14 protein-coding genes are annotated in these 15,515 nt (G+C 48.2%); 7 read left to right on the plus strand and 7 right to left on the minus strand.

The window, feature by feature from the left end:
- The first annotated feature begins 107 nt into the window (after positions 1-107).
- Positions 108-473 (plus strand): class I SAM-dependent methyltransferase, encoded by a 366-nt coding sequence (locus NGM62_RS14825; protein ID WP_262249036.1) that lies wholly within the window; start codon positions 108-110, stop codon positions 471-473.
- Positions 474-924: 451 nt separating this feature from the next.
- Here the strand turns inward: NGM62_RS14825 and NGM62_RS14830 are convergent, their stop codons facing one another.
- Both NGM62_RS14830 and leuS read right to left on the minus strand, forming a co-directional pair.
- Positions 925-2,145 carry an IS256 family transposase gene (locus NGM62_RS14830; RefSeq protein WP_449301316.1) on the minus strand — a complete coding sequence of 407 codons (1,221 nt, stop codon included), beginning with the start codon at positions 2,143-2,145 and terminating at the stop codon, positions 925-927.
- Between the two features lie 77 nt (positions 2,146-2,222).
- Positions 2,223-5,012, minus strand: coding sequence for a leucine--tRNA ligase (gene leuS, locus NGM62_RS14835; protein WP_262249037.1), 2,790 nt, complete (start codon positions 5,010-5,012; stop codon positions 2,223-2,225).
- A gap of 103 nt (positions 5,013-5,115) precedes the next feature.
- On the opposite strand from leuS, the gene NGM62_RS14840 reads away from it, so the two are divergent.
- The 5 genes from NGM62_RS14840 to NGM62_RS14860 are packed head-to-tail and all read left to right on the plus strand — an operon-like array spanning position 5,116 to position 8,729.
- Positions 5,116-5,994: a cell division protein FtsX gene (locus NGM62_RS14840; protein ID WP_262249038.1), complete on the plus strand. Its 879-nt coding sequence runs from the start codon at positions 5,116-5,118 to the stop codon at positions 5,992-5,994.
- Between the two features lie 9 nt (positions 5,995-6,003).
- Positions 6,004-6,246: a DUF3098 domain-containing protein gene (locus NGM62_RS14845; RefSeq protein ID WP_262249039.1), complete on the plus strand. Its 243-nt coding sequence runs from the start codon at positions 6,004-6,006 to the stop codon at positions 6,244-6,246.
- Entirely contained in the window at positions 6,243-7,037 is a 795-nt protein-coding gene (locus NGM62_RS14850; RefSeq protein WP_262249040.1) for an undecaprenyl-diphosphate phosphatase, read from the plus strand. Before NGM62_RS14845 ends, NGM62_RS14850 begins: the two co-directional genes overlap by 4 nt.
- A gap of 11 nt (positions 7,038-7,048) precedes the next feature.
- Positions 7,049-7,759 (plus strand): tRNA pseudouridine(55) synthase TruB, encoded by a 711-nt coding sequence (gene truB / locus NGM62_RS14855; RefSeq protein ID WP_390937541.1) that lies wholly within the window; start codon positions 7,049-7,051, stop codon positions 7,757-7,759.
- The gene (locus NGM62_RS14860; RefSeq protein WP_262249042.1) at positions 7,746-8,729 is read left to right on the plus strand and encodes a bifunctional riboflavin kinase/FAD synthetase; all 984 of its coding nucleotides are present in this window, start codon (positions 7,746-7,748) and stop codon (positions 8,727-8,729) included. The genes truB and NGM62_RS14860 overlap by 14 nt, the downstream gene beginning before the upstream one ends.
- 119 nt (positions 8,730-8,848) lie before the next feature.
- Here NGM62_RS14860 and NGM62_RS14865 read toward each other — a convergent pair whose 3' ends face one another.
- The 5 genes from NGM62_RS14865 to NGM62_RS14885 all read right to left on the minus strand — a co-directional run bounded on the left by NGM62_RS14865 (position 8,849) and on the right by NGM62_RS14885 (position 13,317).
- Complete coding sequence (locus NGM62_RS14865) at positions 8,849-9,112, minus strand: hypothetical protein (protein WP_262249043.1); 264 nt, start codon at positions 9,110-9,112, stop codon at positions 8,849-8,851.
- 28 nt (positions 9,113-9,140) lie between these two features.
- Positions 9,141-9,980: a hypothetical protein gene (locus tag NGM62_RS14870; protein WP_262249044.1), complete on the minus strand. Its 840-nt coding sequence runs from the start codon at positions 9,978-9,980 to the stop codon at positions 9,141-9,143.
- Positions 9,981-10,055: 75 nt separating this feature from the next.
- A complete protein-coding gene (locus tag NGM62_RS14875; RefSeq protein WP_262249045.1) occupies positions 10,056-10,511 on the minus strand; it encodes a hypothetical protein in 456 nt (151 codons plus the stop codon).
- A gap of 102 nt (positions 10,512-10,613) precedes the next feature.
- Positions 10,614-12,503 carry a PQQ-like beta-propeller repeat protein gene (locus NGM62_RS14880; RefSeq protein ID WP_262249046.1) on the minus strand — a complete coding sequence of 630 codons (1,890 nt, stop codon included), beginning with the start codon at positions 12,501-12,503 and terminating at the stop codon, positions 10,614-10,616.
- A gap of 184 nt (positions 12,504-12,687) precedes the next feature.
- Positions 12,688-13,317 (minus strand): response regulator, encoded by a 630-nt coding sequence (locus tag NGM62_RS14885; RefSeq protein WP_262249047.1) that lies wholly within the window; start codon positions 13,315-13,317, stop codon positions 12,688-12,690.
- Between the two features lie 270 nt (positions 13,318-13,587).
- Here NGM62_RS14885 and NGM62_RS14890 point away from each other — a divergent pair, with 270 nt between their 5' ends.
- Positions 13,588-15,477, plus strand: a complete 1,890-nt coding sequence (locus NGM62_RS14890; protein ID WP_262249048.1) for a tetratricopeptide repeat protein — start codon at positions 13,588-13,590, stop codon at positions 15,475-15,477.
- Positions 15,478-15,515 lie beyond the last annotated feature (38 nt).

Here is a 15,515-nt window from a genome sequence, read left to right on the forward strand (position 1 = left end):
AATAATCTTCAGGAATCAAACCTGTAGTTGGTCGGGCGGATACGGCTATGCTACATTCGTGGAGCAGAAGGGCTACTGATCGGACTTGCAGAACAACTAAATAACAAATGAGCAGTAAATTATCAAAACGGCTTGCCGATATTGTTGATACCTTACCTTTAAAGGATAACATCAGGGTTTTGGAAATTGGTTGTGGCTCGGGGGCAATGGCAAGAGAAATTTCAAGGCGAATAAATAACGGACATATTTTAGCTATTGACCGTTCTATTAAAGCTATTCAGCAAGCTGTTGCAGGTTCAAAGCAAGAAATAGAAACAGGTAAACTGTCATTCAGACAAGTTGCTATTGAAAAGTTTGCACTTGAAGCCAATGAAAAGAAGTTTGACATTGTTGTTGCTGTAAGAGTTGGGGCTTTGGACGGGCGATACCACTTATGTTATTATCAAAAATTATGGCTTCCATCAAACAGGTGATGACCTTATTCAGGCTGTCAAAGACAATACAGGCGGTTTCACAACAGTTTTAGACGGAATGAAAGCATATTTAGAACACAATATCAAACTGAATTTAGTTGCTGACAAATTCCCAAAAGAAGTAAGCAATCACGGACAATAAATTGACAAACTTAACGACATAAACCAACGAACCGCTAACAAGGGTTTGGCGTAAAACGTTAGGCACAATGCGTGAACGACAAACTAATCCCGTAAAGGGAGTGTTAAACTAACTGTGTCAGCTCTACCTTTATGGCCTCCCGCCCGCGGGCGGGAGGCCATAAAGGTAGAAAAATTTTCACGCCAAATCCAACACCATCCTTCCCGGAAACCAGATTGATAATCGCTGGGCCGTCACGCCCCAGTTGGCCAGCGGCATCGTCCATTTTTTCTTGATATTCCGCTGGGCCAGATAGATGAGCNAAAATTTTCACGCCAAATCCAACACCATCCTTCCCGGAAACCAGATTGATAATCGCTGGGCCGTCACGCCCCAGTTGGCCAGCGGCATCGTCCATTTTTTCTTGATATTCCGCTGGGCCAGATAGATGAGCTTCAACAGGGCCATATCGGAAGTGAAGGCCCCCTTCGTCTTGGTCACTTTCCGTACCTGGCGGTGGAAACCCTCGATCGTATTGGTGGTGTAAATCAGTTTACGAATTGACTTGTCGTAACGGAAATAGGTCGTCAGGCGTTCCCAGTTCCGACGCCACGACTCGATCACCACTTGGTATTTGCCTCCCCATTTCTCCTCCAGTTTGTCCATGCAGAGTTCCGCCTGATCCAGCGTGTCAGCCTGGTAAACAGGCTTCAGATCCTTCATGAATTCTTTCTGGTCCTTACTGGCAACATATTTCAGGCTATTGCGTATCTGGTGGATTACGCACGTCTGTACCTCAGTATCCGGGAACACACCAGCAATCGCTTCGGGGAAACCCTTCAGATTGTCGATGCAGGCAATCAGGATGTCTTTTACGCCACGATTCTGCAAATCAGTCAATACACCCAGCCAGAAATTGGCACCCTCGCTCTCTGATACATACATCCCCAAAAGCTCCTTGTGGCCATTGCGGTCGATGCCCAGAATGTTGTAGACCGCCCGCGACACCATGCGGTGGTCTTCTTTCACCTTGTAATGCATCGCGTCCATCCAAACAATCGTATAAAGCCGGTCAAGGGGACGCGACTGCCACTCCTTAACCTCCGGAATGACCCGGTCGGTAATCGCAGATAGAGTGGCGTGGCTGATGTCAGTATCGTACATCTCCTTAATATGGGAGGAAATATCACGCAGACTCATACCCAGGCCATACATGCCTATAATCTTCTTTTCCAAGCTGTCAGCAAGAATCGTCTCCCGCTTCTTAACCAGTTGGGGTTCAAAATTGGAACGACGGTCACGCGGGGTGTCAAGCTCAATGGTGCCATCCGAGGTGCGGACATGTTTGCTGGATTTACCGTTGCGGCGGTTACCCCCGGAACGCTCTACTTCGTCCAGATGACTATCCATCTCAGCTTCAAGCGCGGCTTCCAAAAAACGTTTCAATAACGGGGCAAAGGCCCCGTCCTTACCATAAAGAGATTCACCGCTGCGCAACTGACGCAAGGCTTTCTCTCGCATTTCATCAAAATCTAAATCGGTACTGTTCATAATTACTGTATAAAGTTAAGAGTTATTCTTAACTGACACAGTTTGTTTTACAGTCTCCCCGTAAAAAGGCACGCAAACTACACCACCACATTCACGATCCGCCCCTTTACATAAATCACTTTCCTAACGGGCTTCCCATCCAGATAACGTTGAATATCTTCGTTGGCTAACACCGCTTTCTCTACATCCGCTTGCTCCAGATCGAGCGGCAGGGTCATGTTCAGGCGGGTCTTGCCATTCACCGAAATAGGATAAGAAAACTCGTTCTCGACCAGATAGTCAGGATTAAATATCGGATAGGAAGCATACGACAGCGTCCCGGGCGCATTACCCAACAAAGACCACAATTCTTCAGTGATATGTGGCGCATAGGGATGCAATACAATGCATAGTTCCTGCAAGATTGCACGCTTGTTGCATTTCAAATCGGTGAGGTCATTTACACAGATCATGAACGACGATACCGACGTATTGAAAGAAAAACGCTCAATATCGTCTTCTACTTTCTTGATAATTTTATGCAACGCTTTCCATTCCGCTTTGGTCGGTTCCCCATCACTTACCGAAAAATCACCCCCTTCATCGTGGAACAACTTCCAGAACTTACGGAGGAATTTAAAAACTCCTTCTATACCGTTGGTATTCCATGGCTTACTCTGCTCCAGTGGCCCAAGGAACATTTCATACATACGCAACGTATCTGCACCATATTGCTCAATGATGTCGTCGGGGTTTACTACATTATACTTAGACTTCGACATCTTCTCCACTTCGTGCCCGCAGATATATTTTCCGTTTTCAAGGATAAATTCAGCATCTGCAAAATCAGGACGGAACTGTCGGAATTTCGCCAAGTCGAGCACATCATTGGCCACAATATTTACATCGACATGCAAAGCCACGGTTTGATAGTTGTCTTTCAGGCCATGCGAAACGAAGGTATTCGTACCTCTACCCTCCTCGTCCAAAACCCTGTACACAAAATTGCTCCGCCCCTGAATCATCCCTTGGTTAATCAGTTTCTTGAAAGGTTCTTCCTCGGGCACATACCCCATATCTTTGAGGAATTTATTCCAAAAACGGCTGTATAACAAGTGCCCGGTGGCATGTTCCGACCCGCCGATGTACAAATCCACATCACGCCAATAATCCACTGCGGCTTCAGCAACAAATTCCTTCTCATTCGCAGCATCCATATACCGATACCAATACCAGCTCGACCCCGCCCAGCCCGGCATCGTACTTAATTCATATTCATAGTTCCCGCGGTATTTCCAATCCTTCGCTCTTCCAAGGGGTGGTTCGCCGGTCTCTGTGGGCAGGTATTTATCCACCGCAGGCAATAACAAAGGTAACTCGTCCTCACCTATCAGGTATGGCAGTCCATCCTTGAAATACACTGGGACGGGCTCACCCCAATAACGTTGCCGGCCAAACACGGCATCACGCATCCGATAGGTCACGGTGGCCTCTCCCGCCCCTATTGACTCGAGTTCTGCAATCAGCTTATCCACTGCTTCATGATAGGTCATCCCATCGATGATACCCGAATTGATATACCGGCCTGCCTTAGTCGGATCGGCCTGCCCATCCAGCTGCTGGGCGTCTGAAATAGGTATGATGGGCAGTCCAAAATGTGTGGAAAATAAATAGTCGCGCTGATCGCCGGATGGTACCGCCATAACCGCTCCGGTACCATATCCGGCCAGCACATAGTCGGCAATCCATATCGGCACCTCCTTTCCGGTGAGTGGATGCAAGGCATGGCTACCTGTGAATGCTCCGGATACAGACCGAGCGTCTGCCATGCGGTCAAGCTCCGATTTTTTCTTTGTCTGAGCAATATAGCTGGCAATTTCCGCCCGGTGCTTATCCGTAGTCAACTGGTCGACCCACTCGTGCTCGGGCGCAAGCACCAACGCATTCACCCCGTAAATGGTGTCTACACGCGTGGTGAATACCTCTATGGCTTGATCAGCCCCCAACTTCGGGACTGGAAACCGAACATTGGCACCTACGCTTTTGCCAATCCAATTGCGTTGCATCTCTACCAATGGCTCAGGCCAATCGATCGTTTCCAAACCACTTAGCAAACGCTCGGCATAGGCAGTGATGCGCATGCTCCACTGCATCATCTTCTTTTGCTCAACAGGATACCCACCCCGCTCAGAAACCCCGTTTACCACCTCATCATTGGCCAGCACGGTACCCAATGCAGCACACCAGTTGACCGTGCTCTCGCGCAGATAAGCCAACCGGTATTTCAACAGCTCCCGTTGCTGTTCTTCCATGGAAAAGGCCTCCCACTCACTGGCCGTAAACGAACGTATATCATCGTCGCAAACCGCATCCACACCAGCCGATCCGCGCTCATCGAACAGTGCTATAAGCCGGTCAATCGGCTCAGCACGGTCAGCCGATTTGTTATACCATGAATTGAAGAGCTTAGTGAATATCCATTGGGTCCACTTATAATAAGCTGGATCGCTTGTGCGAACTTCGCGGCTCCAATCGAATGAAAAGCCAATATTGTCCAACTGTTCCCGATAACGGTTGATATTGGCAGCCGTAGTAACAGCGGGGTGCTGGCCCGTTTGGATAGCATATTGTTCGGCGGGAAGCCCAAACGAGTCGTAGCCCATCGGGTGCAATACATTGTACCCTTTCAGCCGCTTATAACGAGCAAAGATGTCTGACGCGATGTATCCTAACGGGTGCCCAACATGCAGGCCCGCACCCGATGGGTAAGGAAACATGTCCAACACATAATATTTCGGCTTGTCAGACGTATTACTTACACGGAATGTTTGGTGATCAGCCCAAAATTTCTGCCATTTCTTTTCAATCGCGCGATGATGATAATCCATTGATTTCGGAATTAATTAAGAACCGCGAAAATACAAAAAATCTCAATCCCATGGCCAATATCTCATATCTTATCAGTATTTTCGCCTCCAAATCGAAGTGAAGATGGAAGCGTATGAAGTAAGTACATCCTCGAAAAAAACAAAATCTGTTTACATATCTACGGTAATCAGCATCGCTTTGGTGCTCTTAATGACCGGTATGTTGGGGCTACTGCTCGTACATGCAAAAAACCTATCCAACTATGTAAAAGAAAACATCGTGCTCAATATCATCATGAATGAGGGGGTGAGTGAGGGCAATGTTCTTGCTTACCAAAAGGAGCTCGAGTCTGACAATTATGTGCTTCGTTCTGAATATATCAGTAAAGAATTAGCTGCCGAGAATCTATCGAAAGAACTGGGCGAAGATTTTGTTGAATTCCTTGGCCACAACCCGCTGCTTTCATCCATTGATGTGTATTTGAAAGCTGAGTATGCAAATACAGACAGCATCCAGACGTTCATCAAAAAAGTATCCGCCAAAGAGATGGTCAAGGAGGTAGTCTACCAAGAGTCGTTGATAGACATGGTCAATAAGAATATACGGACTATCGGTATCGTCATCCTGGCATTTACCGCATTACTTTTGGTCATAGCTGTGGCACTGATTAACAACACCATACGTTTGGCTATTTACTCGCAGCGTTTCCTCATCAAAAGCATGCAAATGGTGGGTGCCACGAAAGGTTTTATCAGGCGGCCATTTCTCGGATATGGCGTATTACATGGCCTGTTAGGTGCGCTTATAGCCATCCTCTTGCTACTCCTCGCCCTGCACTTGGGGCAGCGCGAAATCCCAGAGTTGGTAATTCTACGTAATTGGTTTGAATTTATTGTCATATTTGTAGTCGTAGCCGCACTCGGCATCCTGATTTCCGGACTAAGCACCTACTTTGCTGTCAGCAAGTACCTGCGGTTGAAATCTAACGAATTATACAGATAATCACAGCGTATGTCATCTTATAAAAAGTCCCCACAGCAACAAAAAACACCGTTTGTCTTCGGCAAACGAAATTATCAGCTGTTTTTTGCCAGTATCGCGGTAGTCATCCTCGGATTTATCCTGATGACGGGAACGGAAAACATTTATAGTTTTACCAAAATCACGTTGGCACCGCTGGTGGTTGTCGTTGGTTTTGCCCTGGGTGTGGTAGCCATATTGATAAAACCTAAAAACTCCCGGAATAATCAATGACGTTATTTGAAGTGATTGTGTTGGCCATCATCGAGGGCCTCACGGAATTTCTACCGGTATCATCCACCGGGCACATGATTATTGCTACGGCGCTAATGGGTATCTCTCCAACACCGTTCGTAAAATTATTCACAATCGCAATCCAACTGGGAACCATCCTCTCCGTATTGGTGCTGTATTACCGCCGTTTTTTCAGATCGCTGAGTTTTTACTACAAGCTCGTGGTTGCGGCAATCCCCGCCTCCATCTTTGGCTTTTTCTTCAGTGATGCAATAGACGGCCTGTTGGAGAGCCCGATGGTGGTGGGGATCACGCTCGTCGTCGGTGGCGTTGTTTTATTGTTTGTAGACAAGTGGTTCAACAAACCACATACAGACGATTCCGACGAAATCAGCTATGCACAAGCATTGAAAATCGGTCTTTTCCAGTGCTTAGCACTCATACCGGGCACTTCACGATCTGCCAGCACCATCGTGGGCGGTATGACGCAAGGTCTCACACGAAAGGCCGCCGCCGAGTTTTCGTTCTTCTTGGCCGTCCCGATGATGTTTGGGGCCACGGTACTCAAGCTGAAAGACCACTTCGACGGCGGACACGGACTAAGCAACCTAGAAATCAACCAATTAATTATCGGAAACATCATCGGATTTATTGTGGCAATCATTGCTATCAAATCGTTTATAGGCGTGGTGTCCAAATACGGATTCAAAGCGTTTGGCTGGTACCGGATTATCGTGGGTGGGATAATACTCGTGCTGTTGTTGAGTGGGCATAGCCTACAAATTTTATAATCGTGGATACGGTGCACCAAACTTTCAACTTTGCGGATGGCGAAGTGCTTTTGATCGATAAGCCGCTACGGTGGACAAGTTTCGACGTGGTAAGTAAAATCCGTAATACGATCAGACCGCTCAAGGTCAAAGTAGGCCACGCCGGCACATTAGACCCGCTGGCTACCGGTCTCCTCATTGTCTGCACCGGAAAATTCACCAAGCGTATTGATGAGTTCCAGGCGCAAGAGAAAACATATACGGGCATCATTACGTTGGGTGCAACCACCCCGTCGTATGACCTAGAACAGGAAATAGCACAGCGATTCGATATATCGGAGATCACTGACGACCAAATTATCGCAACAGCTGCCTCATTCGTTGGTGAAATCGAACAGGTTCCCCCGGCACATTCAGCGGTCAAAATCGGTGGTGAACGGGTGTACGAGAAAGCACGGCGAGGTGAAACGGTGGTTGTCAAACCTCGGAAGGTAAAAATACGTGAGTTTGAAATCGTAGGCATCAACATGCCACACATCGAATTCCGGGTAGTGTGCAGCAAAGGTACCTATATCCGCTCCCTCGCACACGATTTCGGAGCAGCGTTGGATAATGGTGCGCACTTGAGCCAATTGCGACGTATAAAAAGCGGTGATTTACATGTTGATGACGCCTGGCAACTACCAGATTTGGTGAAACATATAAAGGGTGTTAATTTTGCAGCATCAAATGAAGATATATAGGAACCTTGAAGATTTTATTCCGCTGGACAATGCTGTGGTGACCATCGGCACCTTTGACGGGGTACATGTGGGCCATCAAAAAATACTAAGTACCCTGCGGGAATCGGCTAAGGCATGTAAAGGTGAAACGGTGCTACTCACTTTCTTTCCGCATCCGCGCCTCATCCTCCACCCCGAAGACGATAGCCTGCGTATTATAAGCGACTTCGATGAAAAGGTGCATCGTCTCGCCGATGCCGGTATAGACCACCTCATCATCACTCCGTTTACCCGCGATTTTTCCAACCTCTCACCCGAGGAATATATCCGCGAAGTACTTATAGGTAAAATAGGCACAAAAAAGATTGTCATCGGCTATGACCATCGCTTCGGTAAAGACCGCACGGGATCGCTCAAGGACCTTCTTGATTACGCAGACATTTATGGGTATTCCGTAGAGCAAATCCCTGAACAAGACATCAATGATGTCGCCGTTTCGTCGACAAAGATTCGGGAAGCCCTTATCAAAGGCGACATCGATACCGCAAACACCTATTTGGGATACCCGTTCCAACTGACCGGCAAAGTTATCCGGGGCGACCAATTGGGCCGCCGTATCGGCTATCCGACCGCCAATTTACTGGTACAGGAAAGCCATAAGCTCATTCCGGCGTACGGCATTTATGCCGTGGAAACAGCAATCATAGAACCAGCACATATCGAAACCGGGCCCTACATAGCCCATCCGCCGGAACACGTCATATACGGTATGGGATATATCGGCACACGCCCCACGGTAGACGGCGTAGGCAGAAGCATCGAAGTCCATTTATTCGACTTCAATAGCGACATCTATGGCAAAACGATACGGGTGAAGTTCCTTGACTTCATACGCCACGACCGATGGTTTGAAAGCATGGAAGAACTGATCCAACAAATGAAAATGGATGAACAGCAAGTACTTGCTTTTTTTGATCGAACCTCGGGTTAGTATTGCGCGAAATCCTTCGCTACGCATCATCAGGTTAGGCCGATATGGCGCCAAGTATATGCCTGCTGCGTACGGAAGGTTCATCCATACCTCCCGTACGCAAGGCACGTGACAAAAAGCTAATCGAACGCGCAGTCGCACTGGTTCTCGCCACCTTCGTAAGTGGCTTTCATGTCCAGCCAATCCTGCCGGTTGTCAAAACCATCCACGCAATATTGGCGGCTGATGATATGGCCGTATTGTCCCTGGCAGTTTTCGCAGGTATAGCACGTAGCGTCGCCACCTTCGTCATCCATCTTGTTCTCATCATCTTTTTTGCAAGATGCCAGCAGTATGAACCCCGAGCATAGCACGAGCCCCATCAACTTGATCGTTGTCTTCATTTATGAATTATAGTATTGGAAATGTTAGCTAAAAATGATACCCTACCGACACATCGATGCGTTGCGCCTTGTTTTTGTAAATCCCCGTATCATTCATTTTTGCATAGCGTACCCCGGCAAATACCTTAAGCGGTGTATACAGGTCTGCCCCGCACATCCACACTGTAGGTAATGGGTAGTCCGCATTTTTCACGTAGTTCTTTTTGGGGTGAAATGCTTTAACTACCGTAAAATCATAATTGGCGTATGCATCTATCCACAGCCGCCTATTAATGACATAACTGGCAATGACGTAAGGTCCGGCATAAAAATAATAGCCTGCCGGATCGATGGTTTGGGTAGACCCACCGATATAGTTTTCATGGCCGACAATAGGAATGATTGCCTGTGAACCGGTACGCAACGTTGTACTAATCATGTGGTCACCGACACTGATCCCTGGAGCGACCAGGAGCCTGCCTCTTGAAAGTACGTTCATGGCGATCTTATGCCAACCCACAAGTCCGGACGCAAGGGTCTTTTCGGTATGGTCAACGGTTGTTCCCGCACTTCCGTTTGTCCCGTTGTTCAAGCGTTTAAATCCTCTAAAAAGCGTGAATATACCATCACCAATCGTCGAATTCTCATACGAATACCGCAAACCATTTTTATGCGACCGGTCAGATCTGATCGAAAAATTGACCGTGGGCATGGCAAGCGGTTCGGTATAAGTACCACTCATGTGCGTATACCTAAAGAAAATCTTGAACCGTCCCTCGGTGAAAAGGTTCTTACCGGAGTTGCTTACCATGTCGTTAAAGTTTTGTGCTGTGGCGAGATGGTAGCTACCGGTTACAAATAAAAGTGATAATAACAGGTTCTTGTTCATTTGGATCATTTGTTTTAGAAGTTCATATTAAAAGGTCTTTCGCTGACGTCAATTGACTTACCGTCTTTCGTATTTTTAATGCATCTGCTTGCCGGCACGAAATTCTTTCAAGGCCTGTTGGACACCCTCACAGGCCCGTTGCAACTTGCTCGAATCGCAAAAACTATCGTGGGCGCTCACGCTGATTTTTTTCCCGTCTTTCAACACCAAGGTAAGTGCTACGCCATGGCAATGCGATATATGATAGTAGGCGATATCGTGAATGATAACGATGATTAGGCGGTTAAACACATCAAGCGCAATCCGCTCATAGCCAATCAAAACAACGCCTGTCCGACGGACTTTATGCTTGCGGATAAAAAGCAAGCCTGTGGCAATGGCAAGGCCTCCCCCCACAACGGCCAGGCCTATCACCCCATCCCCCAGAAACCGTAGCAGCAAATGATAACTACCGAGAAGCAATACCGTACCGACTACCAAGACCCTGGCTAATCTACCGTGGTCCAAATATTCAATAGCGTACTCTTGCATGTTGGTTGGTCTTCGTTTGCCTGCGGTAAACACCGGGGGCAGTCGCCTTCGAGATGCCGGCGCCATACCGCGCCGGAGTGTGGGAAAAGTGTATCCGGACCGTTATAACTTATAAGCTGAAATCTCGCTATTTCCAGACATATAATACAGATAGCCCGCCATGTCGTCCACTTCATACACGGGCTTTTTGTCTTTCAGCACGATTTCTTGCTCGGTCTTTCCCGTATCCTTGTTTACTTTTACAATGCCCACACCGTCGCTGAGGCTGGTCAGGATAAAGCGTGCATCTTCTGTGGCCATGGTCGCTTTGAAACGTTTCACCATTTCGCTGTAGGAACTAGATGCAATGTTTTCAAACCCTGTTGCCGCGGCTGCGTTCCGGTTAGCTCGCTGGGCACCGGCACTGCTGTAGTTGCCCAGCGAATAATGGTAGGTCGACTGCGTAGCCGCTGCTGCCGCCACAGCCGCCGAGGCGACGGTCATCACCCCCATCGCTGCTTTCATGATACCGCTTTGGCCGGGCGCTTTATGGTAGGTATGGTAAATCTCGTTGCCGTCGTTTGCCAGCAACAGCATGTTCTGGTCGGAAGTAAGCAAAATGCCCGCTCCGCGCACATCGATGCCGCTGACACTTTCTTTCCCCTCAAGTTCCACCTCGGCCCATGTGCCTACGTCGCCGTTGTTTTCGTTGATGGCCAGTACCTCCTCGCCTGTGCTAATCAGGTAGCGATTATTGGCCTGGTCGTAAGCGCTAGACACGGCTTTTGCTTTTTTATATTGGATGGGTTTTGCCCAAACCGCATCACCTGTACCAAGGTTAACAATATTGGCATCGGTATCGGTAATATAGAGGAGGCCCAACGGGGTGTTGGCCATCGTATGAATATTTTCGCCAGTCTTCAAAGGCTTTTTGAATACCGGTGTCCCATCGAACGATATCTTATTAATACCGCCCTCGTGCAATCCAAATAAGATGCCGTCATCCATCACGTAGAAATGCGAGACGTACCCTTTGGTTTTGGGTGCCTTATCCCATAGGTCCTCGCCACTTGCCGAGCTCAGGAACGCGATTTTTGATTCTCCACCAGCTGTAAGACGCCCTACCAGGCTACTTCCACCGCCCTTAAATACATCGGTTACCACGGCCAATCCACCGGGCAGTATCTGGAAACGGGTAACACGACCTTTCAAGCTCCGCTCTTTGGGCCATAGCACACTACCGTCCTTGCCAAACTTGTGTATACGGGTGTCGCCATTGGAACGTTCTTCAAAGCCATATATTTCGTTGCCCGCCGGGTCGGCAACCATCTGGGAAATATTTTTGGTATCGTTTTCCCAAATGAGGTTACCCCCTTTCAAATCGGCACATACCACTTTCTTGGTTGTCGGCACCAATACCCGGTTGCCCAAAAGAACCGGTACGCCGGAACTCATCGGTATGGCGGCCACGCTCCTGGCTTTCCCGGCATTGGGATCGAGGTTAGCGAAACCTTCCTGTTTACCCGTAGCCAGGTCATAGATACCCACGGCCAGTACTTCTTTTTCCGCCTTGGTACGATTGCCCACCACGACCAGCTTGTTTTCCGGTTGGAATATGTTGAGCTGAGCGATCTGCTTCCACCCGTTTTCTTCCGTGGCAAACATCACCTTGCCCGATACGACATCGATAACGGTACGCTTAGAATTGGCGAAAATCGTACCCGGTATCTGCGATTTCCCCCCTTGGGTGATGATAACATAGGGAGACAGTGGCACAACCTCCACCTCTTCTTCTTTTACCTTTCCGTACTCCTCAAAGATAAAATGAGGGGTATCCGCCCCGGGGCGGATACCCGCAAGCCCACCACTTCCTGCAACCAGCAGCACCCCGGCATCCGTGAGCTGCATAAATGCAATCTTCCCACCCACGTCATAGGTGAAATCCGGCGTAGTCTTTTGCGCCGACGCGATTAGAACAAACGTTGTTAATGGCAATAGAATTAATTTCTTCATCGTGTTGAATTATTGTAACTGATTAATTGGGAGCTAAGGTAGCGGGAAGACCCCGCGCATGGACTCCCCAATTCCACGGGTTTTCCTATCCGTGGAAATACGGATAAGACGACCTGAAACCACGGGTGGACCGCGGCAGGCACAGGCTATTACCGATGGAAATTATACGGCCAGCGATTGGAGGCTAAGAAATCAAGTTTTTGGCCAATGCATATTTCAGCAGGCCGATGGTGTTGGTACTATTGGTTTTGCGCAGCAGGTTACTGCGGTGAGTTTCCACCGTACGTTCGCTAATAAAAAGCTTCTCAGCGATTTGTTTACTCGTAAACTCTTCGATCAGCAATTTGAGCACTTCTATTTCACGGTCGGTCAACTCCTGCGGGATGCGTATGTTGGCGTTCTCGGCCGCTAGCAAAGCGCGGGTAACTTCGACACTCCAGTATTGGCGGCCGCTATTCACGGCATCGATTGCATGGAAAAGTTCTTGCCGCGCATATTTTTTAAGGATATAGCCATCCACGCCCGCCGCCATCACTTCACGGATGATATGCGGCTCGTCATGCATGCTCAACATAATGATTTTAAGATCTGAAACGATTGCCTTCGCTTTACTTACCAAGGCAAGGCCATCCATATCGGGCATCGAATAGTCGGTAATCAGTAAATCAAAAGGCTCCTTTACAAGGTAGGAAAGCGCGAAATTAGCCGAGGAAGTCGTGGCACCGACAACGATAGCGGGATGATCCTGCAACAACGCCGCCAGCCCGTCAACGATAATGGCGTGGTCATCAACTAACAGCGTCTTAATCTGCATATTACATCCATCACAGGTGAATCATCGGGGGGTAAAATTACAAAAAGAAAAAGACAGTACGCGTAAAAAAGCCATATTATCAAACTCGTGTCCGCTATCCGTAGAAATACGGATATAAATCCCTAAACCCACGGATGGCATGGCAACAAACCGTACCCTACTTTTGTCGAAGTTGAAAGTTTTTCCGATGTTTATCGCAAAGCGTCTGATACCGACGATTCAGCGCCTGAAATTTATACTAACAATTAACTCGTGATTTAAGCCTAAAATATGGATAAGAAGTATGTGACCCTACTTTTAGTTTTTTACTTCACCCTACAGCTGGCAGCTTACGGCCAGCTCCAGGTGGAGAGCAAGGTCGACTCGCTAATTGAAAAGGCACGAACCGTGATCAACAACAACACCGATTCGCTCGCCATAATCGCCGACCAGGCTTATCATCTTGCCCTTCAATCGTCCTACAAAAAAGGGATGGCCAATGCCATCCGTATTAAGGGTGTCGTGGCGCAATTTAACAATGAATACGATTCATCCATTGCACATTATACAGAAGCACTCGATTTGTTCGAAGAAATCGGAGATAGCCTGCAAGTCGCCAGGACCTACTACAATATTGCCCTCATCTACAACCTCAGGTCCGATTACGAGCGTACCATCGAATACGGATTAAAAGCCATCAAAATGTCGGAGCAAATAGGCGATATCAATGGAGAAGGGCGGGTTTATAACCTGATGGGCATTGCGGCAAATGCCCGGAAAGACTACGAGCAGTCCATTGCCTATTTTAGGCAATACAGTCAAAAGGTAGCGAGTATACCAGACTCCACCGAAATTGCTACCAGTTACAGCAACATGGGATCCACCTTCCAATCCATGGGGCAGTTGGATTCCGCTATCCATTACCTTACGCTGGCAGAAAAAATCTACCTGCAGATGGGTACCCACCGTAATATGCCCGATGTCTACCAAAACCTTGGGGTACTTTACGAAGAAAACAATCAATTGAATGAAGCAGAAGAATACACGACAAAAGGGTTAGCGTTGGCCAAATCCATGGGGAATAGACAACGCGAGGCCGGCCTCTACAACAATCTTGGAAAAATCCAGAATGCCCAACGCCATTGGCAAGAGGCAATAACCAACCTGTCGCAGTCGCTACAGATCGCCGACGAAATCGGCGATATGGAGATATGCTATCGATCAAACGAGCAGCTTGCCCGCTCCTACGCAGGGTTGGGGCAATACGAGGAAGCCTACCGCTATCACCGGGATGCTGCCGTATACCGAGATTCGCTTTTTTCGATAGAAAAAACAAAAGCCGCACAGGAGTTGCAAACCCAATACGAAACGGAAAAAAAAGAACAACAAATAGAAATCCTCAACCAGCAAACCGCCATCCATCAGTTGAAACTCCGTCAGCGGGGATTCCTGTTGATTGGGGCAGTGGTATTCCTTTCCGTTATGGCCCTCATGATTTACTTTGTGCAGAACCGCCGTAAAATCCGCGCCGAAGCCCGGTTGCAACGCCAAGCAGCCAAGGAGGTACTGGAAGCTGAAGAGCGCGAACGCAGACGGATCGCTACCGACCTGCATGATGGCGTGGGACAAATGCTCTCTGCCGCACTTTTGCATGTGAATGAAGCGCATGACACGACACCCAACGATGCTAAAGCGAAGAACGCTATTGAAAAAGCCCTCGCCCACCTCCATGAAAGTTATAACGAAATGCGCAGCATTTCCCACCAGATGATGCCCAACGCACTACTCAAGGCAGGCCTCGCTTCCTCTGTGCGGGAATTTGTTGAAAAAATAGACACCCCGAAAATGAGGATTTCCCTTGATATCGTCGGGTTGGACCAACGGCTCGACGAACAGACCGAAACCGTGCTTTACCGGATTATACAAGAAGCGGTGAATAACGTCGTGAAACATGCAGCAGCCTCGAAATTGACGCTCCAACTTATCAAAGACCATGATGGTATCGCCCTTACCGTCGAAGACAACGGCAATGGATTCGATACGGCAAAAAGTGCAGACTTTGAAGGGATAGGCCTACGTAATATCCGGTCGCGGGTGGCCATGCTCGACGGCACCATCGACATCGACTCAGCTCCTAACCGCGGGACGCTCCTGGCCATACACATCCCGACATACGAATAACGAAAGGCACGTAAATCGAGGCTAAGCGCTGGGAATCA

The organism is Parapedobacter soli (assembly GCF_025460835.1).
Taxonomy (GTDB): domain Bacteria; phylum Bacteroidota; class Bacteroidia; order Sphingobacteriales; family Sphingobacteriaceae; genus Parapedobacter; species Parapedobacter soli.

What these genes read in the sequence shown, in the direction of transcription:
- NGM62_RS14825 (WP_262249036.1), top strand. Translation starts at nt 108, where the DNA reads ATGAGCAGTAAATTATCAAAACGGCTTGCCGATATTGTTGATACCTTA.
- NGM62_RS14830 (WP_449301316.1), bottom strand. Translation starts at nt 2,145, where the DNA reads ATGAACAGTACCGATTTAGATTTTGATGAAATGCGAGAGAAAGCCTTG.
- leuS (WP_262249037.1), bottom strand. Translation starts at nt 5,012, where the DNA reads ATGGATTATCATCATCGCGCGATTGAAAAGAAATGGCAGAAATTTTGG.
- NGM62_RS14840 (WP_262249038.1), top strand. Translation starts at nt 5,116, where the DNA reads ATGGAAGCGTATGAAGTAAGTACATCCTCGAAAAAAACAAAATCTGTT.
- NGM62_RS14845 (WP_262249039.1), top strand. Translation starts at nt 6,004, where the DNA reads ATGTCATCTTATAAAAAGTCCCCACAGCAACAAAAAACACCGTTTGTC.
- NGM62_RS14850 (WP_262249040.1), top strand. Translation starts at nt 6,243, where the DNA reads ATGACGTTATTTGAAGTGATTGTGTTGGCCATCATCGAGGGCCTCACG.
- NGM62_RS14860 (WP_262249042.1), top strand. Translation starts at nt 7,746, where the DNA reads ATGAAGATATATAGGAACCTTGAAGATTTTATTCCGCTGGACAATGCT.
- NGM62_RS14865 (WP_262249043.1), bottom strand. Translation starts at nt 9,112, where the DNA reads ATGAAGACAACGATCAAGTTGATGGGGCTCGTGCTATGCTCGGGGTTC.
- NGM62_RS14870 (WP_262249044.1), bottom strand. Translation starts at nt 9,980, where the DNA reads ATGAACAAGAACCTGTTATTATCACTTTTATTTGTAACCGGTAGCTAC.
- NGM62_RS14875 (WP_262249045.1), bottom strand. Translation starts at nt 10,511, where the DNA reads ATGCAAGAGTACGCTATTGAATATTTGGACCACGGTAGATTAGCCAGG.
- NGM62_RS14880 (WP_262249046.1), bottom strand. Translation starts at nt 12,503, where the DNA reads ATGAAGAAATTAATTCTATTGCCATTAACAACGTTTGTTCTAATCGCG.
- NGM62_RS14885 (WP_262249047.1), bottom strand. Translation starts at nt 13,317, where the DNA reads ATGCAGATTAAGACGCTGTTAGTTGATGACCACGCCATTATCGTTGAC.
- NGM62_RS14890 (WP_262249048.1), top strand. Translation starts at nt 13,588, where the DNA reads ATGGATAAGAAGTATGTGACCCTACTTTTAGTTTTTTACTTCACCCTA.